The 26,292-nt window shown below is 70.2% G+C and carries 18 protein-coding genes; 15 read left to right on the forward strand and 3 right to left on the reverse strand.

The window, feature by feature from the left end; translation table 11 throughout:
* Positions 1–16: 16 nt before the first annotated feature.
* Entirely contained in the window at positions 17–1,192 is a 1,176-nt protein-coding gene (wecB, locus tag AC16DP_RS04325; protein ID WP_329732468.1) for a non-hydrolyzing UDP-N-acetylglucosamine 2-epimerase, read from the forward strand.
* Between the two features lie 33 nt (positions 1,193–1,225).
* Here wecB and AC16DP_RS04330 read toward each other — a convergent pair whose 3' ends face one another.
* Complete coding sequence (locus AC16DP_RS04330; RefSeq protein WP_329732469.1) at positions 1,226–1,519, reverse strand: mersacidin/lichenicidin family type 2 lantibiotic; 294 nt, start codon at positions 1,517–1,519, stop codon at positions 1,226–1,228.
* A gap of 312 nt (positions 1,520–1,831) precedes the next feature.
* Here AC16DP_RS04330 and AC16DP_RS04335 point away from each other — a divergent pair, with 312 nt between their 5' ends.
* On the forward strand, positions 1,832–2,203 hold the full coding sequence (locus AC16DP_RS04335; protein WP_329732470.1) for a response regulator: 372 nt from the start codon (positions 1,832–1,834) through the stop codon (positions 2,201–2,203).
* 18 nt (positions 2,204–2,221) lie between these two features.
* Here AC16DP_RS04335 and AC16DP_RS04340 read toward each other — a convergent pair whose 3' ends face one another.
* On the reverse strand, positions 2,222–2,839 hold the full coding sequence (locus AC16DP_RS04340) for a TIGR02265 family protein (protein ID WP_329732471.1): 618 nt from the start codon (positions 2,837–2,839) through the stop codon (positions 2,222–2,224).
* Positions 2,840–3,003: 164 nt separating this feature from the next.
* Here AC16DP_RS04340 and AC16DP_RS04345 point away from each other — a divergent pair, with 164 nt between their 5' ends.
* Both AC16DP_RS04345 and AC16DP_RS04350 read left to right on the forward strand, forming a co-directional pair.
* Entirely contained in the window at positions 3,004–4,032 is a 1,029-nt protein-coding gene (locus AC16DP_RS04345; protein WP_329732472.1) for an RluA family pseudouridine synthase, read from the forward strand.
* 8 nt (positions 4,033–4,040) lie between these two features.
* Positions 4,041–6,206, forward strand: coding sequence for an ATP-binding protein (locus AC16DP_RS04350; protein WP_329732473.1), 2,166 nt, complete (start codon positions 4,041–4,043; stop codon positions 6,204–6,206).
* Here the strand turns inward: AC16DP_RS04350 and AC16DP_RS04355 are convergent.
* Positions 6,169–10,080, reverse strand: a complete 3,912-nt coding sequence (locus tag AC16DP_RS04355; RefSeq protein ID WP_329732474.1) for a tetratricopeptide repeat protein — start codon at positions 10,078–10,080, stop codon at positions 6,169–6,171. The two genes, AC16DP_RS04350 and AC16DP_RS04355, sit on opposite strands and share 38 nt — an antisense overlap.
* A gap of 275 nt (positions 10,081–10,355) precedes the next feature.
* On the opposite strand from AC16DP_RS04355, the gene AC16DP_RS04360 reads away from it, so the two are divergent.
* The 11 genes from AC16DP_RS04360 to AC16DP_RS04410 all read left to right on the forward strand — a co-directional run bounded on the left by AC16DP_RS04360 (position 10,356) and on the right by AC16DP_RS04410 (position 26,275).
* On the forward strand, positions 10,356–12,224 hold the full coding sequence (locus tag AC16DP_RS04360) for a RiPP maturation radical SAM C-methyltransferase (protein ID WP_329732475.1): 1,869 nt from the start codon (positions 10,356–10,358) through the stop codon (positions 12,222–12,224).
* A 17-nt stretch (positions 12,225–12,241) separates the two neighbouring features.
* Complete coding sequence (locus tag AC16DP_RS04365) at positions 12,242–12,673, forward strand: hypothetical protein (protein ID WP_329732476.1); 432 nt, start codon at positions 12,242–12,244, stop codon at positions 12,671–12,673.
* A gap of 9 nt (positions 12,674–12,682) precedes the next feature.
* The gene (locus tag AC16DP_RS04370) at positions 12,683–13,885 is read left to right on the forward strand and encodes a phosphatase domain-containing protein (RefSeq protein WP_329732477.1); all 1,203 of its coding nucleotides are present in this window, start codon (positions 12,683–12,685) and stop codon (positions 13,883–13,885) included.
* A gap of 266 nt (positions 13,886–14,151) precedes the next feature.
* Positions 14,152–16,938: a Kelch repeat-containing protein gene (locus tag AC16DP_RS04375; protein WP_329732478.1), complete on the forward strand. Its 2,787-nt coding sequence runs from the start codon at positions 14,152–14,154 to the stop codon at positions 16,936–16,938.
* Between the two features lie 176 nt (positions 16,939–17,114).
* Positions 17,115–19,109: an ELWxxDGT repeat protein gene (locus tag AC16DP_RS04380; RefSeq protein ID WP_329732479.1), complete on the forward strand. Its 1,995-nt coding sequence runs from the start codon at positions 17,115–17,117 to the stop codon at positions 19,107–19,109.
* Positions 19,110–19,270: 161 nt separating this feature from the next.
* Positions 19,271–19,630 (forward strand): hypothetical protein, encoded by a 360-nt coding sequence (locus AC16DP_RS04385; RefSeq protein ID WP_329732480.1) that lies wholly within the window; start codon positions 19,271–19,273, stop codon positions 19,628–19,630.
* 3 nt (positions 19,631–19,633) lie between these two features.
* Positions 19,634–19,906, forward strand: coding sequence for a hypothetical protein (locus AC16DP_RS04390; RefSeq protein ID WP_329732481.1), 273 nt, complete (start codon positions 19,634–19,636; stop codon positions 19,904–19,906).
* Positions 19,907–20,051: 145 nt separating this feature from the next.
* Complete coding sequence (locus AC16DP_RS04395) at positions 20,052–20,897, forward strand: NmrA family NAD(P)-binding protein (protein WP_329732482.1); 846 nt, start codon at positions 20,052–20,054, stop codon at positions 20,895–20,897.
* A gap of 185 nt (positions 20,898–21,082) precedes the next feature.
* Positions 21,083–23,407, forward strand: coding sequence for a family 2 encapsulin nanocompartment cargo protein terpene cyclase (locus AC16DP_RS04400; protein WP_329732483.1), 2,325 nt, complete (start codon positions 21,083–21,085; stop codon positions 23,405–23,407).
* 3 nt (positions 23,408–23,410) lie between these two features.
* Complete coding sequence (locus AC16DP_RS04405) at positions 23,411–24,817, forward strand: family 2B encapsulin nanocompartment shell protein (protein WP_329732484.1); 1,407 nt, start codon at positions 23,411–23,413, stop codon at positions 24,815–24,817.
* Between the two features lie 48 nt (positions 24,818–24,865).
* Positions 24,866–26,275: a family 2B encapsulin nanocompartment shell protein gene (locus AC16DP_RS04410; protein WP_329732485.1), complete on the forward strand. Its 1,410-nt coding sequence runs from the start codon at positions 24,866–24,868 to the stop codon at positions 26,273–26,275.
* The last annotated feature ends 17 nt before the right edge of the window (positions 26,276–26,292 follow it).

A 26,292-nucleotide genomic window follows, 5' to 3' on the forward strand; every position in this document is an offset into this window, starting at 1 on the left:
CTACCTTCCCGCCACCATGAAGAAGGTCCTCCATATCGTCGGTGCTCGTCCCAACTTCATGAAGGTGGCTCCCATCCATCGGGCCATCTCCGAGCACGGCGCACTCGAACAGAAGCTGGTGCACACCGGGCAGCACTACGACGTGAAGATGAGTGACGTCTTCTTCACCGACCTGGGCATGCCCGCCCCGGACATCCACCTCGGCGTCGGCTCCGGCAGCCACGCGGAGCAGACGGCCAAGGTCATGATCGAGCTGGAGAAGGTGTTCGCCAGCGAGAAGCCCGGCCTCGTCTCCGTGGTGGGTGACGTCAACAGCACCCTGGCCGCCGCGCTCGTGGCGGTGAAGATGCACATCCCCGTCGCCCACGTGGAGGCGGGTCTGCGCAGCTTCGACCCCGCCATGCCCGAGGAGATCAACCGCGTCCTCACCGACCGCATCTCCGACCTGCTGCTGACGCCCTCGGCCGACGCGGACGCCAACCTCATCCGCGAGGGCCTGGAACCCGAGCGCATCCGGCTCGTGGGCAACGTGATGATCGACTCGCTGCTGGCGGCCCGCGAGAAGGCCCTGCGGCTGTCCACGCTCAAGGACATGGGGCTCGTCCCGCGCGGCTACGCCGTGTGCACTTTGCACCGCGCCTCCAACGTGGATGATCCCCAGGTGCTCACCGGGCTGCTCTCCGCGCTGGGCCACGTGGCCGCCCGCATGCCCGTGGTGTTCCCCGTCCACCCGCGCACCCGCAAGCGCATCACGGAGATGGGCCTGGACACCTCGCTGGCGCGCACCCCGGGCCTGCGTCTGGTGGAGCCCATGGGCTACCTGGAGTTCCTCGCGCTCACCTCCCAGGCCCGGCTCGTCTTCACCGACTCCGGCGGCCTCCAGGAGGAGACCACCGTGCTCGGCATTCCCTGCCTCACCGTGCGCGAGAACACCGAGCGCCCCATCACCGTGGACATCGGCACCAACCTCGTGGTGGGCACCGACCCCGTCCGCATCCGCCAGGCCGCGGACCGCATCCTCGATGGTCACGAGAAGCGGGGCCGCGTCCCGGACCTCTGGGACGGACGCACCGGCGAGCGCATCGCCCGCCTGTACGAGGAGTTCCTCGGGGTGGGGAAGGCGCCGCGGCGTGGGAGCGGCAACCGCCTCGTCGTCCCCACCCCTCCAGCCGCGGAACACCACCCCGTTTGAGCCGGGTCCCTCACGGAGAGGACCCGATGCCCCTCAGACGCCGGGCGGCAGTCCGCCGGGGCTCGGGTTCACCACCTCCGTGAGATTCAGCAGCCCGCAGTGATGCGTGCAGGCGCACTGCGTCTTCGCGAGAATGGCGCCGTCGAGCCGCAGCACCGGGGGAGCGAGGAGCAACGCTCCTCCCGTGATCCCCTGGAGGTCCTCTTCCGAGAGCTCCGCCATCGACTTCCCGCAGGGGCTCTCGGGCAGCGCGTCCCGTTGCTCCGGGGGGAGACTCGCCCTGAATCCCGGGTCCTTCCACGCCCGGATGAGGGTTTTCGTGTCCATCGCGTTCTCCTTTCGCACGTCCGCTCCTGGAGGAGCGGATCATGAGAGGGAGGCCGCTCCCCAGGGATGTGACCCACCGCGCGCTCGTGCCCGGCCGCGGTGCACCCCGTGTGCCTCACGATGCGTTGGCGGCCAGGTGAGCGCCCGAGCCCTGCCCGACGCCAGGTCTCTTCCTCCTCCGGTCGATCCTCCTCGGACAGGAGGGCGGTGTCGGCGTACGCTCCCCCCTTCGCGGAGGGAATCCCCTTCACCGTGCACCTGCTCCCGCGGCCGTCGTCTTCCGGCTCCTGACCCGCTCTCCTGGTTGCTCCCATGACCGAGCCCCTCCCTTCCACCTCCACTCCCATCCTGGTGGTCGACGACGACCCGGACATCCGTGAGGCCCTCCGCGACATCCTCGACGACGCGGGCTACAGCGTCGTCCTCGCCTTCCACGGCCAGATGGCGCTGGAGATGCTGGCGACCATGGGCCGGCCGTGCCTCGTCCTGCTGGACTGGATGATGCCCGTGATGGACGGCGCCCAGTTCCTCCACCTGCTGCGCGAGAACCCGCTCTACGACACCGTGAAGGTCATCCTCTGCACCGCGAGCGGACGGGACGTGCCTCCCGGAGCGCAGGGGCTCCTGCGCAAGCCCTTCGAGCTGGAGGAGCTGCTGGCCGTCGTGGCCGAGTCCTGCGCCTGAGCGGTGGACATGTGGCGCCTACGCCCAGGAGAGCTCGTACTCGTTGATGCCGGGCCCCGCCCGCCACGAGCGCACCTTCGCGCCCTTCACCTTCGCGGCCTCGAACGTCGCCAGGAAGCCGCCCTCGACGAACGGCCGGGGACTGAAGTCCCCCTTCACCGTCAGCACGCCGCTCCACGGCCCCGTCACCTTCACGTTCACCTCCACGCCACTCACCCCCACCAGGATGGCCCACGGCAACCTGTTGATCAGCCGGTGCGGATCTCCCTGCACCAGCACCAGCAGCGTCCTGCCCGCCGCCGACACCAGGAAGTTCTCCGCCGCCTGCTGCCCCAACTGCCGCAGCGCCGTCTCGAAGTCCTCCGGCTCCCCTCCGCCCAGCCGCGCCGCGGCGTAGAGCACCTCGAGGTACTTGCTCGACGGATAGCTGAAGAAGTCCAGGAACTGCTTCTCCCCCAGCCTCCCCAGGCACTGGTGCACCGCGGCTTCGCCTCCCCGCTGCCGCACCACCTCCAGCACGGCGTTGAAGAGCATCCCGCGCACCGCGGCACTCTCCGGGAGCGCGGCCAGCAGCCCGCGCAACTCCTCCTCGGAGCCGTGCGGCGGCGAGTGGGGCAGGGCGGTCGGGTCCTTCATGTGCTTCGCGGCTCCGGTCACGGCGGGTGGGCGCCGCGTGATTCCACGTCCACCCCTTGCTCGGCAAGGGGGCCCCTCCGAGGGGGCAGGGAAGTGCTCCCAGTGAACAGGCCCGGACCCGGGGAGGAAGCGCGCGGCGCACTGTGTTAAGCCGGCACTGCCGCATGAGAGCGCAGAGCGAGCCCATCCCCACCCCGTCCGACGCGGCCCCCGAGGGCTACGTCGACATCCCGTTCGTCGTCGAGCCGAACTACGCCGGCTGGCGGCTCGACCGCTACCTCTCCGAAAAGCTCCGCCGCCTGACGCGCGAGCGCCTCCACGGCATCATCCAACGCGGCGTCCTCCGCGAGGGCCGCCGCCTCAAGCCCTCCACCCCCGTCTACCCCGGCCTCTCCTTCCGCATCCGCCGGCCCGCCAGCGCCGAGCCGGACACGCCCACCGAGCTGCCCACCGTCTTCCAGGACGACTGGCTGCTCGTGCTCGACAAGCCCGCCGGCCTCCCCATCCACCCCACCGCGCGCTACCACAAGGGCACCCTCGTCTCCCTGCTGCGCGAGCGCTTCGGCGAGGCCTTCGCCGAGCCCGCCCACCGGCTCGACCGGGAGACGAGCGGCCTCGTCGTTTGCGGGCGCACCACCGAGTCCTGCCGCGTCCTCGGCCGCCTCTTCGTCTCCCGCGACGTGCACAAGGAGTACCTCGCCGTGTGCGAGGGCCACCCGCCCGAGGACTCCTTCCACGTGGACGCGCCCATCGCCGAGGGCACCGAGCTCATCCGCATCGCCGTGCGCATCGACGCCGTGGAGGGCAAGGAGAGCCGCACCCGCTTCCAGGTGCTCCAGCGCTTCACCCGCGACGGCGCGCCCTTCTCCCTGCTGCGCTGCTACCCGGAGACGGGGCGCCAGCACCAGATTCGCATCCACCTGCGCGAGGCCGGCTTCCCCCTCGTGGGCGACAAGATGTACGGCCCGGACCCCGGCTACTTCGACCGCTTCAGCAAGCGCTGTCTGGAGCCCGAGGCCTGGGCCCGCCTGCGCCTGCCTCGCCACGCCCTGCACGCCGCGCGCATCTCCTTCCCCCACCCGGGCACCGGCGCGGCCGTCACCTTCGACTCGCCCCTGCCCGGGGACCTCCAGGACTTCATCGCCGGCAAGCCCGTCACCGCGGCGCCTCCGTCCGGCTCGGACGCGGCATGAGGGCCACGATGGACGCCTCGCTCCCCGAGTCCCTCCTGGATGTCATCACCGAGGGCGTGACGGTCTTCGACGCGGACGGGCGCTTCACCTACCTCAACACCGTGGCGGAGCGGGTGCTCGGGGCCTCGCGCGAGCAGTTGCTCGGACGGCCCGTGGGCGAGGTGTTTCCCGACTTCCGCGAGACGCCCCTGGGCGCGGCCGCCCAGCGCTCCCTGACCGAGCGTGTCCCCATCACCGTCGAGGCCTTCTATGCCCCCCAGGGCGTCTGGCTCGAGGCGAGCATGGTGCCGCACGGCTCCCTCCTGGTGGTGCTGCTCCGGGACGTGACGACGCGCCATCAAGCGCAGGTGGCCCGGGAGAAGAGCGCCCAACGGCTCTCGCTGTTGCAGGAGATGACGGCGAAGCTGTCCGCGGCGGTCTCCACCGAGGAGGTGGGCGCCGTCCTCGTGCGCGGTGCCAAGGAGGCGACGGGGGCCGCGCTGGGCTGGGTGGGCCTGGTGGAGCCCGAGGCCAAGGCGTTGCGGATGGTGGCCTGCGAAGGCGTCCCCGAGGAGCTGATGCGCCAGTACGCGCGCCTCCCGCTCGACGCGCAGCTGCCCCTCACCCAGGCCTTCCGCTCCGGCGAGGCCGAGTGGTTGGGCTCGCTCGCGGACTTCGAGGCCCGCTATCCGCACCTGGTGGAGTTCGTGCGGGCCTCCCCCAACCATGCCGGCGCCTATGTGCCCATGCGCGCCAAGGACATGTCCCTGGGCGCCATCACGCTCGCCTTCGCCGAGTCCCGGACCTTCGACGAGGCGGATCGCGGCTTCATGGTGGCGCTGGCGCACCAGGGCGCGCTCGCGTTCGATCGGGCCCGGCTCTTCGACCGGGAGCAGGCCGCGCGCGCCGAGGCCGAGTCCCACGTGAAGGAGCAGGTGCGCGCGCGGCGGGAGCTGGAGGCGGTGGCGTGGCGGCAGCGCTTCCTCTCCGAGGCCAGCACGCTGCTGGCCGGCTCGCTCGACTACTCCACCACCATGGAGAGCCTGGCGCGGCTGGTGGTGCCCGAGCTCGCGGACCTGTGCGCGGTGGACATGCTCACCACCGAGGGCCGCGTGGAGCACCTGGCGCTGGCGCATGCGGACCCCGGACGGCTGGAGCTGGCACGGGAGGTCGTCCGTAGCCATCCCATCAGTCTGGCCGCCGAGCATGGGGCGGGCAGGGTGCTGCGCACGGGTCAGGCGGATTGGGTTCCGGATTTCTCCGACGAGCGGCTCGCCCCCCTCGCCCAGGCTTCTCCGGTGCTGGCGATGATGCGGGATCTCGGCATCCGCTCGTACATCTGCGTGCCGCTGGTGGCGCGGGGCCGGGTGCTCGGCTGTCTTTCGCTGCTGCAGGCCGGGAGCCACCGGCACTACACCGAGGCGGACCTGCTGCTGGCCGAGGAGCTCGCGCACCGGGCCGCGCTCAACGTGGACAACGCACGCCTGTACCGCGAGGCCCAGGAGGCCATCCGCCTGCGCGACGAGTTCCTCTCCATCGCCAGCCACGAGCTGAAGACGCCCCTCACCTCGCTGCGGCTGCAGCTCTCCCTCATCGCGCGGCTCATGAGCCCGGAGTCGCGGGCGCGGCTCGGTGGCAAGGTGGATGGGGCGCACCGCCAGGTGGATCGGCTCTCCAGTCTCGTCACCACGCTGCTGGACGTGAGCCGCATCGCCACCGGGCGCATCAGCCTGGAGCTGTCCGAGGTGGACCTCACCCTCGCCGTGCGCGAGGCCCTGGAGCGGTTGCGCGAGGTGTTCGCCCAGGCCGGCTGCACCGTGACGCTCCAGGCCCGGGGGCCGGTGGTGGGCCGGTGGGACGCGCTCCGGTTGGATCAGGTCATCGTCAACCTGCTCACCAACGCGGCCAAGTACGGGCAGGGCCAGCCCATCACCGTCACCGTGGAGGCGGACCGGGAGCAGGCCCGGCTCACCGTGAGGGACGAGGGCATCGGCATCGCCGCCGAGGCCCTGCCGCGGCTCTTCGGGCGCTTCGAGCGCGCGGTGAGTGTCCGGCACTACGGGGGCCTGGGCCTGGGGCTCTACATCAGCCGGCAGATCATCGAGGCGCTCGGCGGACGGGTGAGCGTGGACAGCCGCCCGGGCGAGGGCGCGACCTTCACCGTGGAGCTGCCTCGCGGGGGCCCCCGCCCCTGAGGGCTGTCCCGAGGGCCTCGGCCCCGCGGGCGAAGCCGGTGAGCCCGCGCGTCCGGGCCTCTTCCTCCAGCACCTTCAGCCGCTGCCAGGCCAGGGGGAGCCGGCCCCACGCCCGCTCCGCCTCGGCGAGCGCCAGCCGGGTCTCGTACTCCAGGGGGACGAGCCCGGCGCGCCGCGTCTCGGCGAGCACCGCCTCCAGCCGCTTCACCGCCTCGCCGGGTCTGCCTTCCGCGGTGAGCACCCGCGCCGCCACCAGCGCCGAGAAGAGCCGCGTCTGCACATGCTGGCTCCGGGCCGCGAGGGTCTGCGCCCGGGTGCTCGCCTCACGCGCCAGGGCGGGCTGGTTGCGCGCCAGGTGCACCAGGGCCAGCGCGGTGTGGGCCTGGGCCTCTCCATCCGGCAGCCCCAGGCCGCGCAGCGTCTCCACCGCCGCCTCCAGGGGCTCCAGCGCGGCCTCTGGCCTGCCTTCCTCCACCGCCAGCAGCCCGAGCGCCACCTGCGTCTCGGCCACCTCGCTGCGGCCCTCCAATTCGAGGCGTAGGCCCAGCGCCTCCTCGTACCGGGCGCGCGCGTGCACCAGGTCTCCCTCCAGCAGCGCCACCAGCCCGGAGCCCTGGAGGAGGTAGGCGGTATAGCGGTCGTCGTGCGTCTGCCTCGACAGGGAGAGCCCCTCCGCGTAGTGCCGCCGGGCCTCGTCCAAGTGGCCCTCCTCCAGCGCGAGGTTGCCCAGCGTCCACAGCCCCACCTGCAGGGCATAGCGGTAGCCCGTCTCGCGGCTCAGGCGCACGCCCTCCTCCGCGGGCTCGCGCGCCCGGGCCACGTTGCCGCGCATCAACCGCAGCTGCGCCAGGTTGCTGAGCGTCAGCCCCTGGTTGCGCCGGTCGTTGATCTCCCGCTCGATGGCGAGCGCCTGCTCGAAGAGGGGCTCGGCCTGGGCCAGCTCGCCCTGCATGAGCAGGGTGTCGGCGATGTTCTGCAGCGCCAGGGCCACGCCGCTCCGGTGGTTGATGTCCTTCCAGATGCGCAGCGCCTCGGAGAAGACGCGCTTGGCCTCCTCGTAGTTGCCCTCCTCGTAGGCGACGTTGGCCAGGCGGTTGAGCGTGTCGCCCTCGGAGCGCGGGTCTCCGGCGTCGACGAAGATGCGCAGGGCCTGCTGGCAGGCGGCGGTGGCGTCCGTGTGGTTGCCCAGCCGCAGCAGCGCGTTGCACTGCGCCAGCCGGGCGCGGCCCACGAGCAGGCGCGAGCCCCGCTCCGTGCCCTTGCGCACCGCCCGCGCGGCCAGGGGCAGCACGCCCTTGTAGTCGGAGAGGCTGTGGCGCACCTGGGCCTCGGCGAGGTCGATGCGCTCGTCCTCGGAGGCGGGCGCGGCCATCTGGCGCAGCGCCGCGAGGGTGGCGAGCGCGTCACGCCCCTGGCCGCCCGAGGCCTGGGCGCTGGCGAGCCGCAGGCCGTGGTCCAGGTCATCGGGGAAGAGGGTGGAGAGGGTGCGGTAGCTGTCCACCGCCCGGGCCCAGTCCTTCTCCATCTCGTGGAGGCGGCCCTCCACCAGCAGCTGCTCCTCGCGGGACAGGCCCTTGGCGAGCGCGAGCGCGCGGCTGGCGGCCTCGAGCGCGCGCGTGTCGTAGCCGAGCACCGCCCAGGTCTCCGCGAGGGCGGAGTGGGCCAGGGCGAAGCGGGGGTCCGAGGCGATGGCCTGGGTGAAGAAGTCCTTGGCCTTCAGGGGCTCGGAGGCGCGCAGCCGGGCGAGGCCCTCGGAGTAGAGGCGCAGCGCGGTGGCGTTGGCGGGCAGCGCGCCCGTGGTGCGCCCGGCGTCCGCCATCGGGCCGAGTCTCGCCCGGAGCTGGTCACCCATGCGTGCGACGAGCTCGATGATCTCCCCATGTGTCCCGTTCTCCCGGAGCATGGCCACCTCCTCGCCGGTGGAGGCGTCCTGCAGCCGGAGGACGAGGCTGAGCCGGCCTCCCATGTCCTCCGTCATCGCCAGGTAGGAGCCGAGCACCACCAGGTCCACGCCGAGGTGCGTGCGGATGCGGCCGAGCGTGTCCTTCGCGAGGCTCTCGTTGTCGGCGAGGGACAGCTCGCGCTTCATGCGCACGACGGTCTCGCCCGACACCAGGCGGAGGTCCTCCCGGACGGCGAGCTCGGCGGTGAGCATCTCGGAGAAGGCCGTGGACAGCCAGGAGACCTCGGCGCGTCCGGAGAGGTTCTTGAAGCCGAGCACCGCCACCGAGCGGCGTGGCTTCGCCTGCCGGGTCTCCCCGTCGGCAACGGAAGGCGGCAGGCGCCACGTCCGCGCCGCGTAGCCGCCCAGCGCGGCGAGCACGAGCGCGCCCAGCACGAGCAGCACCGCGGACACCCGGCGGCTGCGCTCGGGCCGCCCGGGAATCGTGGGGATGGCGGGCAGCGAGGGGCTCGAGAGGGTGATGCGCCGGGCCTTGGCCGTGTCCTGGGGCGCCACCAGCGGCGCCCTTCCCACCACGCCCACCTCGCACACCTCCACCGGCTCCTCCACGCCGGCCAGCAGGTAGAAGCCATGGGCGCGCCAGGCCAGCCCGGGTCCCGTCCCGCTGGTGCCCACGACGGCGCGGCGGGCGATGTCGAAGGCGGCGCGTGTCATCAACGTCTGCCCGCCATGGGCCAGCGGCATGATGCGCGCGGCGATCAGCTTGGTGAGCCCCTCCACGTCCACGGGCTTGGCGCCCTGGGCCACCAGGTGGGGCGGGTTCTCGCGCAGCACCACCTCGCCCAGGTGGATGCCCGCGCGCGCCTGGAGCTTCACGCCCTGCTCCCGTGACAGCAGGGCGAGCCGCTCATGGTAGGCGAGCGCGTAGCGGGTGGCGTCCACGGGCCGCTCGAAGAGCAGCAGGAAGCCGTCGGTCTTGTCGATCTCCTGCCCGCCGTGCACGTGCAGCAGTTCGCGGGCCAGTTGATCATGCCGGGCGAAGAGCTCGGCGGCCTGGGCATCGCCCAGGGACTCGACGAGCCGGGTGCTGTCGGTGAGGTCCAACAGCAGCACGGTGCGGATGGCGACGCTCGGCTCGTCGAGCGGACGGGGCACCCCGCTGGGTTGCACGAGCGTGCGCACCACCTCGCGGGCGCTGGAGAAGCGCTTGCGTGGCAGCGGGTCCATGCAGCGGCGGATGACCACCTCCCAGCGGTGGGGCAGGCCCAGCCGCTCCGAGGACGACGCGCCCCGGCGCAGCAGCTCGAGCAGGACCCGTGTCTCGGAGTCCGGCGAGGACAGCGCTCCCGCGAGCAGCTCGAGCAGCACGAGTCCCAGCGAGTAGAGGTCCGAGGCGCTCGTGGGAGCGGAGCCCTTCTGCCGCTCGGGCGAGAGGTGGGGCGCGGTGGCCGGTGGGTTGACGGTCTCCCAGCCCCACGCGGGCGCGGCGAGCACGGCGCGCGTCCCCTCCGGCGCGGAGATGAGCATCACCCGCGCGCTGCGGAGATCTCCATGGACGAGGCCCGCGTCGTGCAGTGTGGCCAGCCCCTCGCAGAGCTGGCGCGCCAGGGGCAGGGCCTCCTGGGGGCTCAGCGGGCCGTGCTGGCGCAGCCGCTCCTCCAGGCTCTCGCCCTCGAGCAGCTCCGTGGCGAGGAAGGGCAGCTCCACGCCGGACGCCTCGTCATGGTGGCGGCCGACCTCCAGGATGCGCTGCACGTGGGGACTCACCACGTCCCGGGCCCGGTGCAGCTCGTGCTCGAGGCGCTCCAGCGACTCCGGGTCTCCCTTGTCCGTGCGGACCAGCCGCACCGTCACGTGCTGCTGGCGCTCCACGTCGAGCGCCTCGTACGTCTCGTCCCGCCCCACGGGGGTGATGGACCGCAGCAGCTTGTAGCGGCCGACGATGAGCCGCTCGCTACCAGATGAGGTCATCGGTGCCATTCCAGACGCCGGGGGGGAGCCGTGGCGGATTCTGCCACACGCCATCTGGGAGGAGAGCCCCAGGCGACGTTTCATGCACGGCGCGTACGCCAAATGGCCGAAGGGAAACGTTGTGGGTGGAATTCCACTTCCGATGAACGTGCGGGGGTCCTGTCCGAACCCCAGCCCCCACCGCTCGGGGAGCACGTGAGCCACGCCACGGCAGTACGCCGGGCGGGTGGTCACCAGTCCTCGAAGAGCACGGGGTCATCTATGCTGTGCGGCCCATGAAGGTCGCGCTGGTCGTGATGCCGCTGGCGGCGGTCCACCGCCCGAGTCTCGCCGCGGGGCTGCTCCAGGCCGCGGTGAAGGCGCGGGGCATCGAGTGCCAGACGAAGTACTTCAACGTCACCCTCTGGAAGATGCTGGGAGCGGAGTCCTACCGCTTCTTCTGCCACGAGGCGCCGATGACGGCGCTGGCCGGGGAGTGGGCCTTCGCACAGGCCTTCCACGGGCGGCGCGAGGGCGCGCGGGAGGCCTACGCACGCGAGGTGTTGGATCATCCGGTGTGGGGCATGCCGCCCGCGCTGCGCGGGCATGTCTGGGCATTGGAGGAGCTGGCGCCGATGTTCCTGCGCCTCGCCTTCGAGTCCTGCGACTGGAGCCAGTACGACCTGGTGGGCTTCACCAGCACCTTCGAGCAGACGATGCCCTCGCTGTGCCTGGCGCGGATGATTCGCGAGCGCTACCCGAAGGTGAAGCTGGTGGCGGGCGGCGCCAACTTCGAGGCGGGGATGGGCCGGCAGTACATGGAGCAGTACGGCTTCCTCGACTACGTGGCCACGGGCGAGGCGGACGTCTCGTTTCCCCAGCTCTGCGAGCACCTGCGCGAGGGCCGCGGCGAGGTCCCTCCGGGCTTCCTCTACCGGGAGGGCGGCGAGGTGCGCGAGTCACCGCGGCGCAAGGAGCCCGGCTACGCCCACCTCGACGCGCTGCCGACGCCCGACTACGAGGACTTCTTCCACCTGGTGCGCACGAGCGCGCCGGAGCTGGCGGCGGGGATGTGGCTGCCGCTGGAGGCCTCGCGGGGGTGCTGGTGGGGCGAGCACTCGCACTGCACCTTCTGCGGCCTCAACGGCGAGGCGATGACGTTCCGCCGCAAGAGCTGGCGGCGCGTGGTGGACGAGCTGGAGGAGGTGGGCCGGCGCCATGGCGCCACGCCCGTGCAGTACGCCGACAACATCCTGGCGATGGACTACTTCAAGGACCTGCTGCCCCACTGGGCGGGCCAGCCGGTGCGCACGGAGAAGTTCTTCGAGATCAAATCCAATCTCAAACGCCGGCAGGTGCGGCTGCTGCGCGATGCGGGCATCACCCGGGTGCAGGCCGGTGTGGAGACGCTGGCGGACGGGACGCTCAAGGTGATGCGCAAGGGCGTGTCGGGCGCGCAGAACGTGGCGCTGCTGCGCTGGTGCCAGGAGCTGGGCGTGGACTCGCTCTGGAACGTCATCTACGGCTTCCCCCGCGAGGACGTGGAGGACTACGCGCGCACGCTCGCGCTCCTCCAGAAGATGGGGCACCTGCGGCCCCCGGACATCTGCTCGCCCATCCGCATGGACCGCTTCAGCCCCAACCACTCGGGCTGGCGGGAGCAGGGCTTCACGCGCATCCGTCCCATGCCGGCCTACCGGCACGTCTTCTCGCTGCCGGAGGAGACGCTCCACGCGCTGGCCTATTACTTCGACTACGAGCACCCCCGCTTCGACGAGGTGCTGGCGCGGGGCGCGGAGCTCCAGTCCTTCATCCTCCAGTGGCAGGAGCGTCACCGGCGGCGGGAGAACGGAGAGCTCGCCGTGAGGCCGCACTGGCGGGGAGGCTTCGTGCTCGTGGACAGCCGCTTCAACCACACGCCGGCCAGCGAGCGTCTCGCGGAGGCCACGGTGTCGCTGCTGCTGGCGTGTGATGCGCCCGTCTCGCGCGAGCAGGCGCTGCGGACGGCGGCCGAGGCCACCGGTGTCTCGAATGCCGGGGCGCTGGAGCAGGAACTGTCCCGGCTGCTGGAACGGGGCATCATCGCCAGTCTGGGCTCGCTGCTGGTGACGCTGGCGATGCTTCCGGAAGGACTGCGGACGGAGCGGCTCGCGAGAGCCCACTGACAACGATGGGAGGGGAGATGTCGAAGCAGACGAGGTACCTGCTGACGGTGGACTCGGCGACGGGCGCGGCGGTGAAGCTGGAGCGGCTGGGAGAAGCGGGGGACCTGACCGAGGTGCCCTTGAGCTCGCTCTCCCTGGGGCCTGCGGGCGTGCCGGGGGCGGTGCCCATGGCCGTTCCGCAGATGCCGGCGATGGTCCCCGTCCTCGTGCCCGCGTACCTCTATATGTACGCGCCGATGGCTCCCATGCCGGTCGCGGGTTACCCCTCACCGGTGGGCCCTGGCGTGAGCCCGGGGCTCGCCGGCCCTGGCGCCCCCGGAGGCCCCGGGACGTATGTGGCGATCTCCGGACCCGGCGCACCCGGCGGGCCGGGAGCACAGACCGCGCAGCCCCAGGGTCCCGGCGCTCCCGGTGGCACCCCTGGCGGTGGAGAGGGGGGTTCGCGGTAGGCTGGCCGCGTGGACCTGAACGCCGCTGCCCGGAAGCTCCAGTCGCTCCGCTCCTTGATGACCGGTCACACCGGCCGCGCCGAGGAGCGGCGCATCCTCGAGTTGTTCATCGGCGCTACCGCCGCCGAGCTCAACCACCTGCTCCTCAACGTGGACCTGGACGCCTTGTTCGGGGACGTGGATGACCGGGTGGTGGGCCCGGACAACCTCACCGCGCTGTTGGAGCTGCTGTGCGTGCAGCGGGCACCCGAGCTGGGCCTGCCCGTCCGCGCCGCGCTCGTCACCGCGCTCCAGACGGGACAGACCCCCGGCCTGGCCGAGCGCATGGTGCGTGCCCTCTTCCTCGGGCTGCGCGGCCGCGAGCTCTCCGAGTTCAAGAACCTGCTCGATGGCCGCGGCAACTCCCACGATCTGCAGCAGCTCGTCTTCGAAGATGTGGACGACGCGCGCATCCGGCAGGACATCCTCACACACATCCAGCGGGAGGCCGTGGCCGCCCCGAGTGGCGAGAACAAGGTGTTGAGCGACATCGACGACACCTTCCTGGCCAACTGGAAGGACACGCGCTACCCGCCGAAGACGGTGTACCCGGGGGTGCTCCAGTTCTACCGCGAGCTGGACCGGGGGCCGGGCGTCATCCCCGGGCGCGAGGGGGACCTCACCTTCATCAGCGCGCGTCCGCAGGATCCGCTCGGCCTCATCGAGGACCGGACCCTGGCCACGCTGCGTGAGCACGGCGTGTCGTCCGCGGTGATGCTCTCGGGGGCATTCACCCACCTGCTGGGCAACGCGCGCATCGCCGCCATGAAGTTCGAGAACTTCAGCCGCTACCTCCAGCTCTACCCCGAGTATGGCTTTGTCTTCACCGGCGACAGCGGGCAGGGGGATGTCGCCTTTGGTGAGAGAATGCTCACAGAGCACCCGGAGTCGGTGCGGGCCGTGTTCATCCACGACGTGGTGGAAACCCCCGAGTCCGTCCGGATGACGTGGCGCGCCAGACGCGTCTTCTTCTTCGACACCTATGTCGGTGCGGCGCTGGAGGCCTTCGCGGTGGGCGTCATCGCCCGGGACGGCGTGGCCCGCGTGGCCCGCGCCGCTCGGGAGGAGCTGGCGCGCGTGCCCTTCTCCTCCGACTCCCAGCGTCAGGCCCGCGTGGCAGAACTGGAGCGGGATGTCCGCCGCGCCGAGGCCCTGCTTCAAAGCGTGACATGAATGTTTTCATGCCACATGCGTCAAGGGTCGTGATTCCAGCAAATACCCGTTATCGCCGGGCTTTGCGGATTGATTCACTTAAAAGAGTGATTCATTTCCCGGGTGGACATGGTGTAAAAGTCCAATGACGGTCCTGCAATCGTAGGTACGAAGCCAGGAGCGCACTGCCGAATGCGAAGCGGTGAGGGCGACTTCACCGTTCCTGGCCGCAGGCCGGTCTCCAACGGAGAACGTAATGCGCCTGAACGAAAGAAGAGGGGGGACGAATGCAAACTGAAACCTTCAAGAGGACCTGTAGCGGCATCCGGGCCCGGATGCTGATGGCGATGAGCGCGCTGCTCATCGCGGCCTGCGGCGGTGAGCTGCCGTCGGACGCGGACAGCGCGAAGCCGGAAGTGGCCCCGTCCGCGGTGAGCGTGCGCGCTCAGGGCGTGGGCAGCACCAACAAGGTGCTCATCCTGGCCAACACGGTGACCGGTGGCACCAGCAGCCTCGAGGCCGCGGCCGCCCGGGCCCTGGGCTACACGGTGGAGCTCGCCACCGACGCCGCCTGGGCCGCGAAGACCTCCGCGGACTTCGCCACCTACCGCGCCCTCATCCTGGGCGACAACACGTGCAGTGGCGTGAGCCTGATCGCCGCCGCCGTGGCCAACCGCAACGTCTGGGGCCCCGTGGTGGACGGTAACGTCATCCTCGTCGGCACCGACCCCGTGTTCCACAAGACCCGGGACGGTGGCGTGCTCACCAACAACTCCGTCAAGTTCGCCGCCGCTCAGGAAGGCAAGACGGGCATGTACATCAACCTGAGCTGCTACTACGACGGCGCCGCGCCCAAGACGCCGCTGCCCATCATGCAGCCGTTCGGTACCTTCACCGTGACGGGCGTGGGCTGCTACAACGACGCCCACATCGTGGCCAGCCACCCGGCCCTGTCGGGTCTGACGGACAGCATCCTCTCCAACTGGAGCTGCTCCGTGCACGAGGCCTTCGACACCTACCCCGAGGCCAACTTCACCCCGCTGGCCATCGCGCGGGACCCGGCGTACGGCTCGCGCTTCCCGGGCTCCAAGGACTTCGCGGACGGCTCACACGGTGTGCCCTACATCCTGGTGCGCGGCGCGGCGCCGGTGAACTGCGGCGACGGCGTGCAGCAGTACCCCGAGCAGTGCGACACCGGCGCCAACAACGGCAAGCCCGGCACCCCCTGCTCCTCCACGTGCCGCCTGAACTGGTGCGGTGACGGTGTGGTGAACCCCGGCGAGCAGTGCGACAACGGCGCCCTCAACGGCGCCGGCTCCTGCAGCGCCTCCTGCACCCTCTCCGTCATCAACCGTCCCCCCGTGGCCCTCTGCAAGGACCTGACGCTGTCGGCCAACGCCACCTGCGGCGCCACCGGCTCCGTGGACAACGGCTCGTACGATCCGGACGGCGACCTGGTGGGCTGCACGCAGTCCACGTCCTCCTTCGGTCCTGGCGGCACCGGCGTGACGCTGACCTGCACCGACCGGACGGGCCTGAAGTCCACCTGCTCCGCGATGGTGACCGTCGTCGACAACAGCGCTCCGTCCATCTCGTGCCCGGCCAGCGTGACGGCCGAGTGCGTCGGTGGCGCCGCCAGCGCCAACCCCGGCGAGGCGACCAGCTCCGACAACTGCGGCATCCCGACCGTGACGAGCACCCCGGGCGCCGGCAGCTTCCCGCTGGGCACCACCACCGTGACGCACAAGGCGACGGACTACTTCGGCAACGTCTCCACCTGCACCAACTCGGTGACGGTGGCCGACACCCAGGCCCCCGTCGTCGCCCTGGCCGGTTACTCCTCCGTGACGGTGGAGTGCCGCACCCCGTACGTCGAGGCGGGCGCCACGGCCACGGACGTGTGCTTCGGTGACCTGTCCTCCTCGGTGACCGTCTCCGGCACCGTCAACACCAGGTCGCCGGGCACCTACACCCTGACGTACTCGGCGAGGGACGCGGCCGGCAACGTGGGCACCGCCTACCGCACGGTCACGGTCGTCGCGGACGCCACGGGCACCTGCGGCGGGTGGATCCTCACGGGCAGCATGGCCCTGCCGCGCCTGCTCCACACCGCCACCCTGCTGGACGACGGCAAGGTGCTGGTGGCCGGTGGCTTCAACACCACCTCGGAGCTGTACAACCCGGAGACCAAGACCTGGTCCGCCACGGGCAACACCCTGGGCTCGCACCGCGGCCACACGGCCACCAAGCTGCAGGATGGCCGCGTGCTCATCGCGGGCGGCGGCGTGTGCCCCATCACCAACGCCACGGCCGAGGTCTACGTCCCGGCCACGGGCAAGTGGAGGCCCGCGGGCATCCTCAACACCCAGCGCTACTACCACTCCGCCGTCCTGCTCCCCAACGGCAAGGTCCTCGTGGCCGGTGGCCGCACGGGTGAGTACGACAGCGGCACCCTGGCCTCCTCCGAGCTGTATGACCCGGCCACCAACACCTGGTCCTACACGGGCAGCCTGAACACGGCCCGCGCCTTCCACACCATGACCCTGCTGCCCAACGGCAAGGTGCTGGTGACGGGTGGGAGCGACGCCGCCGACGGCCTCATCTCCTCCGCGGAGATGTATGACCCGGCCACGGGCAGGTGGAGCACGGTGGCCTCCATGGGCACGGGCCGCTCCTCGCACACCGCCACCCTGCTCAACAACGGCAAGGTGCTGGTCGCGGGTGGCTCGGGCCTGGACATCGCGCTGAGCGCCTCGGCCGAGCTGTATGATCCGGCGACCAACACCTGGTCGGCCACGGGCAGCATGCTCTCGCCGCGCCGGTTCCACACCGCCAACCTGCTGCCGGATGGCCGCGTGCTGGTGGCCGGTGGTTACCACCAGTACACCGGTATCCAGACGGCGTCGGACCTCTACGACCCGGCCACGGGCACGTGGAGCAAGACGGCCGCCATGAACGTGGACCGCTACAAGCACACCGCCACCCTGCTGAAGAACGGCACGGTGCTCGCGGTGGGTGGTGTGAGCAACCACGACCAGGCGTCGGCCGAGTACTACGACCTGTCGGAGCTGTAATCACGGCTCGTCCCGCCGAGGGACCGGGAGGGTGCCGGTGGCCCTCCCGGTGATGCAATCCGAGGCGTAACAGGGTTTCATGCAGGGGACGCGAGGCGCTCGAGCCCGCGTCCCCTGTTTTTTTTGGGCGTGTGTCCCGGCGCTGGGCGCACCCCGCTTCGGAAGGAAGAATGCAGATGCCTCATCGTTCCATGGATTGGTCGTGGCTGCTGGCGTTCGCGCTGGCGGGGGGGAGTTACCTGCCGGCCCATGCGCAGGCCACTCCGGCCCCGGGGTGCCGTCCCGCGACGCTCATCAAGGACGTGTCCGAGGGGGACACCGGCTCGTCGCCGGCCTTCTTCCAGCGGATCGGCTCCACGCTCTACTTCTCCGCCAATGGCGCCCCGGCGGGCGAGTCCAGCGACATCGAGCTGTGGAAGAGTGACGGGACGGCGGCCGGTACGGCGCGCGTGAAGAACATCAACCCGCTGGGAGACTCGATTCCCGACCTGCTGACGGATCTGAACGGGACGCTCCTGTTCACCGCGGATGACGGCGAGCACGGCGTGGAGCTGTGGAAGAGCGACGGGACGGCGGCCGGCACGGTGATGGTCCGGGAGATTGGCGAGGGGCTGGAGTCGGGTGGCACGACGCAGATCATCACGATGGGCGGGAAGGCCTATCTCACCGCCACCAACCATACGGAGGGCCGCGAGTTGTGGGTCTCGGATGGAACGTTCGCCGGTACCCGGCTCGTCAAGGACATCAACCCCGGTATCCGGGGCTCCATCTCCCCGGGAACGCTGCGGGTCGTGGGCAATACCCTCTACTTCGCCGCCGATGACGGCACCCGTGGCACCGAACTGTGGAAGAGCGACGGGACGGAGGCCGGCACGCAGCTCGTCAAGGAGCTGGCGCCGGGAGCCGGCGGTGCCAGCATCGGTGAGGTGACGGTGGTGGGCACGACCGTCTTCTTCACGGCCAATAACGGCACGCTGGTCAACGACCTGTGGAAGAGCGACGGCACGGAGGCGGGCACGGTGCGCGTGAAGGACATCAACGCCGTGAGCACGGCCGGCTCCCCCGAGAGCCTGGTGGCCGTGGGCGGCAAGCTCTTCTTCCGCCTGCAGGACGCGGCGGCGGGCACCGAGCTGTGGGTGAGCGACGGGACGGACGCGGGCTCGGTGCGCGTGAAGGACATCTGGAGCGGAGCCCCGGAGTCCTTCCCGGAGAACCTCACCGCCGTGGGTGGGACGCTCTACTTCACCGCGAATGACGGCGCGAGTGGCGTGGAGCTGTGGAAGAGCGATGGGACGGCGGCGGGCACGGTGCGCGTGAAGGACATCCTCGCGGGCGGCGAGAGCTCGAATCCGCGGCAGCTGACGGCGGCGGGCCCGGTGCTCTTCTTCGTGGTGGGGGACGGCCCCAGCGCCAGGCTGTGGGTGAGCGATGGGACGGATGCGGGGACCCGGGAGGTGGGCAACCTGACGGCCAGCGATCCTCAGTCCCTGACGTTCACGGGCGGCACCCTCTACCTCTCCGCCGAGGACGCCACGTCCGGGCGCGAGCCGTACGCGGTGGTCCCCTCGATTCCCCTCGATTGCACGCCGCCGGCCATCACCTGCCCGGCGAACGTGACGGTGGAGGCCACGGGCCGCTCGGGCGCCACGGTGAACTACACCCCCGCGACGGCGGCGGATGAGGGCGCGGCGGCCCCCACGGTGAGCTACAGCCAGGAGTCCGGGACGGCCTTCGCCGTGAAGGAGACCGAGGTGACCGCCACGGCCACCGACGCGGCGGGCAACACCAACACCTGCTCCTTCAAGGTGACGGTGAAGGACTCCGTGGCGCCCTCGCTGCTCTGCCCGGCGGATGTGGAGACGACCGCCACCCGCAACGCGGGCGCGGTGGTCAACTACCCGGCCGCGCAGGCGACGGACAACGTCTCGGACGTCACCCTCACCTACAGCACGGCGTCCGGTGCCACCTTCCCCGTGGGCAACAACCGCGTGGAGGTCGTCGCCACCGACGCCTCGGGCAACCGGGCCAGCTGCTCCTTCACCGTGAAGGTCGCCGCGGCGGGGGGGAGCTCCGGGTGCGGCTGCACCTCGGGCCTCACGCCGGATGCGGCCTGGCTGCTGCTGGGCACGCTCGCTCCGCTGCTGGCGCGCCGCCGCCGCTCCGCTCCTTGACCCCTCCGGAGCAGCCTGGCCGGGCGCCTCGCGCGGGCGCCCGGTAGGCGAGGGGGCGAGGCCCCGCTGTCCGAAGCCGTCATGATTCGCATCTTCCGCCCGGAGGGGTGACCGGGGAGGACCCGGCCGCCTCCATTTTCTCACCGCGGCAGGAGCGAGCGATGGCGCAGCGGATGGATGTTCGGGTCGGCATGGATGTGAAGAGCAGGGACGGACACCGGTTGGGCAAGGTGATCGGCCTGGCGGATGACGCCTTCGTGGTGGAGAAGGGCATCTTCTACGCCAAGGACTACCGGGTCCCCTTCCGCTCCGTGGAGACCATCGAGGGGGATGACATCCTCCTCTCCCTGGACAGGGACCAGCTGCGGAAGGCCAGTCTGGGCGAGGTGCTGCAGGCGACCGACCGGCTGGACATGGGCACGGATGCCCTGTCCGAGGCCCGCATGGACAGCGCGAAGTTCCAGGACCACGAGGTGACGCCTCCCATCGGCTTCGATCCGAACACGCCCTCGCGCTCCTAGGACATGCACCTCGTCCAGTTCCTGTTGCCCCTGCGTGACAACGAGCGGCGCGCGTTCCCCCGGGCGGACTTCGAGAAGGTCCGCACCGAGCTCACCGAGCACTTCGGGGGTGTCACCGCCTTCCTCCAGTCCCCGGCTTCGGGGGCGTGGCTGCTCTTCGAGGTGATGGTGGAGCGGCTCGACCGGGAGTGGTGGAGCGGCTACCGCGAGGAGCTGGAGCGCCGTTTCCGGCAGGAGCGCATCGTGGTGCGTGCGCTCGGGGCCGAGACGCTCTGAGCCGCCCGCGGTTGACACGTCATTGACGTGTCCACTGACGCGTCATGGACGTGCCGCGGGCCCGTTCACCGGCCCACGCGTGATGCGCTCCCTCGGGAGACGCTCCGCGCCGGGCCCGGCATGGGCCTTGCTCATGGAGGCGGTCATGTTCGTGGTGACGGGAGCATCGGGGCATACAGGGGCCGTGGTGGCGCGGACGCTGCTGAAGCAGGGGCAGCGGGTCCGGGTCGTCCTCCGGGATGAGGCCAGGGCGGAGCCGTGGCGGCGGTGGGGCGCCGAGGTCGTGCGGGCGGACCTGCGCGACGTCTCCGCGCTGGCCGTGGCGATGGTGGGCGCTCAGGGGGCCTACCTGATGGTGCCGCCGCCCAGGCCCGCGAGCACCGGGGTGATGGAGGCCCGCGGGCCGGTGGTGGACGCGATGGCGCGGGCGGTGGAGGAGAGCGGGCTGCCGCACTTCGTGCTGCTCTCGGCGATGGGCGCGCAGCACGAGGGCGGGACGGGCCTCGTGAAGACGCTGAACCTCGCGGAGCGGGAGCTGGGCTCGCGGGGCACGCCGATGACGATCCTCCGCTCGGCATACTTCATGGAGAACTGGGGGCAGGGGCTGCGGGCGGTGGTGGACTCGGGCGTGATGCCCTGCTTCCTCGGCCCCGCGGACCGGCGGATGCACATGGTGGCGACGCGCGACGTGGGCGAGGTGGCGGCGCGGTTGCTGCGCGAGCCCACGCTGGGCCGGCGCGTGGTGGAGCTGGCGGGGCCGGTGGAGTACAGCCCGCTCGAGGTCGCGGACACGCTGGCGCGGCTGCTCGGCCGGCCCATCCGCCTGGAGGAGCACACGCCCGCGGCCGAGGTGCCGATGCTCCTGGGAATGGTCGAGGACCCCCTTCACATGGTGCGCGGCTGGACCACGCTCGACGAGGTGCTCGGTGGGCTGCTGCGCTCCCTCCAGGCCTTGCCGCACATGGGTGAGGGCATGACCGCCTCACCGTAGTTTTCATTGAGATCCCGGTCTCAATTCCTTGCATTACAAATGACGAGATGAGCCGGATCCGTCTCGCGCCATGAGAATCTGGTGCGGACGGACCCGGTATGGGAAATCCGCATCTCCTGACAGGAAAAAACTGGAGTGTTGTCTGTCTGGCACTACAAACGCTGGGCTTTCGACAAGGTGCAACCATGACTTCGGCGCAAGCCAAACAACCCTTTCAATTGCCAGATTTCTATGTCCCCTGGCCGGCGCGCCTGAATCCCCATCTCGAGGGTGCCCGGGTGCACTCGAAGGCGTGGGCGCGTGAGATGGGCATCCTGGAGCCCAAGGACGGGACGCCCGATGTCTGGGATGAGGCGAAGTTCGATGCCATGGATTACGCGCTGCTGTGCGCGTACACCCATCCCGAGTGTCCTGGCCCCGAGCTCGACCTGGTCACGGACTGGTATGTCTGGGTTTTCTATTTCGATGACCACTTCCTCGAGGTCTACAAACGCTCCAAGGATTTGACGGGCGCGAAGGCCTATCTCGACAGGTTGCCAGCGTTCATGCCGGTGGACCTCTCCGTCGCGCCGCCGCAGCCCACGAATCCGGTGGAGCGGGGCCTGGCGGACTTGTGGGCGCGCACGGTGCCCACGAAGTCCGTGGAGTGGCGGCGCCGGTTCTTCGAGAGCACCAAGAACCTGCTCGACGAGTCGATGTGGGAGCTGGCCAATATCAGCGAGAAGCGGGTCGCCAATCCCATCGAGTACATCGAGATGCGCCGCAAGGTGGGCGGGGCGCCCTGGTCGGCGGATCTCGTGGAGCACGCCGTCTTCGCCGAGGTGCCGGCCCGTATCGCCGACTCCCGTCCGATGCGCGTCCTCAAGGACACGTTCTCCGATGCGGTGCACCTGCGCAACGACCTGTTCTCCTACGAGCGGGAAATCCTGGAGGAGGGCGAGCTCTCCAACTGCGTCCTGGTCCTCGAGCGCTTCCTGAACGTGGACCCGCCGCGCGCCGCGGAGCTGACCAACGACATCCTCACGTCGCGGTTGCAGCAGTTCGAGAACACCGCCCTGACGGAGCTGCCCCCGCTCTTCGAGGAGTTCGGCCTCAACCCCATCGAGCGGACGCACGTCCTCTCGTACATCCGGGGACTCCAGGACTGGCAGTCCGGCGGCCACGAGTGGCACATGCGCTCGAGCCGCTACATGAACAAGGGCGCCAACAACGCGGGGCACGCGCTGGGTGGCCTGCCTCTGGGCCCCACGGGCCTGGGGACCTCGTTCGCGAGGCTCCACCTGACGCCGGGTGGCCTGGGACTGGGACGGATCAAGAGCTACACCCACGTTCCTTTCACGGCCGTGGGCCCGGTCAAGCTGCCGCGGTTCTACATGCCGTACTCGACACGGCAGAACTCGCACCTGGACGCCGCGCGGCGCAGCTCCAAGGAGTGGGCGCGCCGGATGGGAATGCTGGAATCCCTGCCAGGCCTTCCGGGCGCGTGCATCTGGAATGACCACATCTTCGATGTCGCTGACGTGGCCCTGTGTGGGGCGTTGATCCACCCGGCGGCGACGGGCCCTCAGTTGGATATCACGGCCTGCTGGCTCGTGTGGGGCACCTACGCGGACGATTACTTCCCGGCGCTCTACGGCTACAGAGGCGACATGGCGGGCGCGAAGGTCTTCAACGCCCGGCTGTCCGCGTTCATGCCGGACGACCCCGCCACCCCCACCACCGTCCCCACCAACCCGGTGGAGAAGGGCCTGGCGGATTTGTGGGCTCGCACCGCCGGCCCCATGTCCGCCGAGGCGCGCAATCACTTCCGCAAGGCCATCCAGGACATGACGGAGAGCTGGTTGTGGGAGCTGGCCAATCAGATGCAGAACCGGGTGCCGGATCCGGTGGACTACGTGGAGATGCGCCGCAAGACGTTCGGCTCGGATCTCACGATGAGCCTGTGCCGGCTGGCCCAGGGGCACGGGCTTCCGGCCGAGCTCTTCCGCACCCGGACGATGCGCGCGTTGGAGAACTCGGCCGCCGACTACGCCTGCCTCACCAACGACGTCTTCTCCTACCAGAAGGAGATCGAGTTCGAGGGGGAGCTCCACAACGGCGTGCTGGTGGTGCAGCGCTTCCTCGACCTGGACAAGGCGCGGAGCGTCGAGGTCGTCAACGACCTGATGACCGCGCGGATGCGCCAGTTCGAGCACCTCATCAAGACCGAGCTGCCCACCCTCATCACCCACTTCGGGCTGGACGGGAAGGCGCAGGAGCGGCTGCACGCCTACGTCGAGCAGCTCCAGCAGTGGATGGCCGGCGTGCTCATCTGGCACCAGACGGTGGACCGCTACAAGGAGTTCGAGCTGCGCCGCAGCCGGACGCCCGGGCGGTACCTGCACCACCTCCGGGGCCCCACGGGGCTGGGGACTTCGGCGGCGCGCATCGCGTCCCTGCTGGGTGGAAATCGGGCCGGGCAGACCGGCCGTGAAAAGGATCGTGGTCTTCAGACGGAAGGAAAGAGGTAGGTCATGGCGAATATCGAGAAGCTGATTGAGGAAGCCCGGAAGCAGCAGATGAGCCTTGGGACGGAAGCGGCGCGCCAGCTGGCGACGACGACCAAGTCCGCCCCGCAGATGCAGGGCATCTCCACCCGGTGGCTCCTCAAGCTGCTGCCCTGGGTGCAGGTCAACGGCGGCGTGTTCCGGCTCAACCGGCGCCTGAGCTACAACGTGGGCGATGGCCGCGTGTCCTTCACCAGCACCGGTGCGCGGGTGCAGGCCATCCCCCAGGAGCTCCAGGAGCTGCCGCTGCTGCGCGGCTTCGAGGACCCCGAGGTGCTGCAGGCCCTGGCCAGCCGCTTCGAGCAGAAGGAGTACAAGGCCGGTGAGGTCATCACCCAGGCCGGCACGGAGGCCGACTCCATCGTCCTCATCGCCCACGGCAAGGTGAACAAGATCGGCACCAGCAAGTACGGCGAGCAGACGGTGCTCGCGGTGCTGGCCGATGGCGACCACTACAGCTACGAGGTGCTGCTGGAGTCGAACGACCCGTGGAAGTTCACGGCCAAGGCCGTCACCCCGGTCACCGTGCTGTCCCTCCAGCAGTCCGCGTTCGAGGCGGTGCTCGCCCAGTCCCCGACGCTGCAGAAGCACATCGAGGACTTCAAGGCGCTCGCCAAGAAGAAGCAGGATTCGTCGGGCCAGGCGGACATCGAGCTGGCCGCCGGCCACCACGGCGAGCCCGTGCTGCCGGGCACCTACGTGGACTACGAGACGTCGCCCCGCGAGTACGAGCTGAGCGTCGCGCAGACGGTGCTGCAGGTCCACACGCGCGTGGCCGACCTGTTCAACGATCCGATGAACCAGGTCGAGGAGCAGCTGCGTCTGACCGTCGAGGCGCTGAAGGAGCGCAAGGAGCACGAGCTCGTCAACAACCGGGAGTTCGGCCTGCTGCACAACGCGGACCTCAAGCAGCGCATCCACACCCGCAGCGGTCCGCCGACGCCGGATGACATGGACGAGCTGCTGGCCACCGTGTGGAAGGATCCGTCCTTCTTCCTGGCGCATCCGCGGGCCATCGCCGCGTTCGGCCAGGAGTGCAACCGCCGGGGCGTGTACCCGGGCAGCATCGACGTGAACGGCCGCGCGGTCACCGCCTGGCGCGGCATCCCCATCTTCCCCTGCAACAAGATTCCCATCAGCGAGTCGCGCACCAGCTCCATCATGCTGATGCGCACGGGCGCGGAGAACCAGGGCGTCGTGGGCCTGCACCAGGCCGGCATCCCCGACGAGGTCGAGCCCAGCCTGAACGTGCGGTTCATGGGCATCAACGACAAGGCGGTCATGTCCTACCTCGTCAGCACCTACTTCTCCACGGCGGTGCTCATCCCCGACGCGCTCGGCATCCTCGAGAGCGTGGAGATCGGCCGCGTCTAGCGCGCGGGCGCTCCGAGGCAGTCCAGAGACACAGCTGAGGCACAGCTCATGGCGAATACGATGAACACGGGCAGTGGTGGTGGTGAAGCGGAACAGCGGCAGATGAGCCTGGGGACGGACGCGGCCCGTCAGTTGGCGACGACGACCAAGTCGCGGCCGCAGATGTTGGGAATCACGCCCCGGTGGCTGCTGCGCATGCTGCCCTGGGTCGAGGTGCCGGGTGGCGTGTACCGCGTCAACCGGCGGCTGACCTACTCCGTGGGTGATGGGCGCCTCAGCTTCGCGAACATCGGCGCCCGGGTGGAGGTCATCCCCCAGGAGCTGCGCGAGCTGCCCCTGCTGCGCGAGGTCGAGGATGCCGAGGTGCTGTCCGCCCTGGCGTCGCGGTTCGTGCAGCGGGAGTTCAAGCCGGGCGAGCGCATCGTCGAGGCGGGTCAGCCCGCCGAGCACGTGGTGCTGCTCGCCCATGGCCGGGCCCAGAAGGTGGGCCGGGGCCAGTATGGCGACGAGGTCCTGCTCGAGGTGCTCGCCGATGGCGATCACTGGGGGGACATGTCGGTGGTGGAGGCGAACGACCAGTGGAAGTTCACGGTCAAGGCGCTCACCCCGTGCACGGTGATGATGCTGCCGCAGCGGGTGTTCGAGGAGCTGATCAAACAGTCCCCGGTGCTGTCGGCGCATGTGGATCGGCTCAAGGAGCGGTTGAGCAAGCCGCAGGACAAGGCGGGACAGGCCGCCATCCAGCTCGCAGCGGGACACCGCGGCGAGCCGGAGCTGCCGGGGACGTTCGTCGACTACGACCTCAAGCCCCGCGAGTACGAGCTGAGCCTGGCGCAGACCCTGCTCCGGGTGCATAACCGCGTCGCGGACATCTACAACGGTCCGATGAACCAGGTGGGGGAGCAGGTCCGGTTGACCATCGAGGCCCTGCGCGAGGCGCAGGAGAACGAGATGATCAACAACCGGGACTTCGGGCTGTTGCACAACGCGGACCTGAAGCAGCGCATCCACGCGCGCAGCGGGCCGCCCACGCCCGATGACCTGGACGAGCTGCTCAGCCGGCGCAAGAAGTCACGGTTCTTCCTGGCGCACCCGAGGGCCATCGCCGCGTTCGGGCAGGAGTGCACCCGGCGTGGGCTCTACCCGCCCACCGTCGAGGTGGAGGGCCGGAAGTTCATCGGCTGGCGCAACGTGCCGCTGCTGCCCTGCGACAAGATTCCCATCTCCGAGTACGGCACGACCTCCATTCTCGTGCTCCGCACGGGGAAGGATGATCAGGGCGTCGTCGGGCTGCGCCAGACGGGCATCCCGGACGAGGTCGAGCCGGGCCTGTCCGTGCGGCACATGGGCGTCAACGAGAAGGCGGTCTCGTCCTATCTCGTCAGTACGTACTACTCCGCGGCCGTGCTCATCCCCGACGCGCTCGGAGTCCTGGAGAACATCCAGCTCGGGCGCTGAGCGTCCTCGGTTTGCCA

The organism is Archangium sp. (assembly GCF_057119385.1).

Bases quoted from the DNA above. Each gene is read 5' to 3' on its own strand.
- AC16DP_RS04335 (WP_329732470.1), top strand. From the start codon at position 1,832: ATGACCGAGCCCCTCCCTTCCACCTCCACTCCCATCCTGGTGGTCGAC.
- AC16DP_RS04410 (WP_329732485.1), top strand. From the start codon at position 24,866: ATGGCGAATACGATGAACACGGGCAGTGGTGGTGGTGAAGCGGAACAG.
- AC16DP_RS04400 (WP_329732483.1), top strand. From the start codon at position 21,083: ATGACTTCGGCGCAAGCCAAACAACCCTTTCAATTGCCAGATTTCTAT.
- AC16DP_RS04395 (WP_329732482.1), top strand. From the start codon at position 20,052: ATGTTCGTGGTGACGGGAGCATCGGGGCATACAGGGGCCGTGGTGGCG.
- AC16DP_RS04405 (WP_329732484.1), top strand. From the start codon at position 23,411: ATGGCGAATATCGAGAAGCTGATTGAGGAAGCCCGGAAGCAGCAGATG.
- wecB (WP_329732468.1), top strand. From the start codon at position 17: ATGAAGAAGGTCCTCCATATCGTCGGTGCTCGTCCCAACTTCATGAAG.
- AC16DP_RS04350 (WP_329732473.1), top strand. From the start codon at position 4,041: ATGGACGCCTCGCTCCCCGAGTCCCTCCTGGATGTCATCACCGAGGGC.
- AC16DP_RS04375 (WP_329732478.1), top strand. From the start codon at position 14,152: ATGCAAACTGAAACCTTCAAGAGGACCTGTAGCGGCATCCGGGCCCGG.
- AC16DP_RS04380 (WP_329732479.1), top strand. From the start codon at position 17,115: ATGCCTCATCGTTCCATGGATTGGTCGTGGCTGCTGGCGTTCGCGCTG.
- AC16DP_RS04390 (WP_329732481.1), top strand. From the start codon at position 19,634: ATGCACCTCGTCCAGTTCCTGTTGCCCCTGCGTGACAACGAGCGGCGC.
- AC16DP_RS04330 (WP_329732469.1), bottom strand. From the start codon at position 1,519: ATGGACACGAAAACCCTCATCCGGGCGTGGAAGGACCCGGGATTCAGG.
- AC16DP_RS04340 (WP_329732471.1), bottom strand. From the start codon at position 2,839: ATGAAGGACCCGACCGCCCTGCCCCACTCGCCGCCGCACGGCTCCGAG.
- AC16DP_RS04385 (WP_329732480.1), top strand. From the start codon at position 19,271: ATGGCGCAGCGGATGGATGTTCGGGTCGGCATGGATGTGAAGAGCAGG.
- AC16DP_RS04360 (WP_329732475.1), top strand. From the start codon at position 10,356: ATGAAGGTCGCGCTGGTCGTGATGCCGCTGGCGGCGGTCCACCGCCCG.
- AC16DP_RS04345 (WP_329732472.1), top strand. From the start codon at position 3,004: ATGAGAGCGCAGAGCGAGCCCATCCCCACCCCGTCCGACGCGGCCCCC.
- AC16DP_RS04365 (WP_329732476.1), top strand. From the start codon at position 12,242: ATGTCGAAGCAGACGAGGTACCTGCTGACGGTGGACTCGGCGACGGGC.
- AC16DP_RS04355 (WP_329732474.1), bottom strand. From the start codon at position 10,080: ATGACCTCATCTGGTAGCGAGCGGCTCATCGTCGGCCGCTACAAGCTG.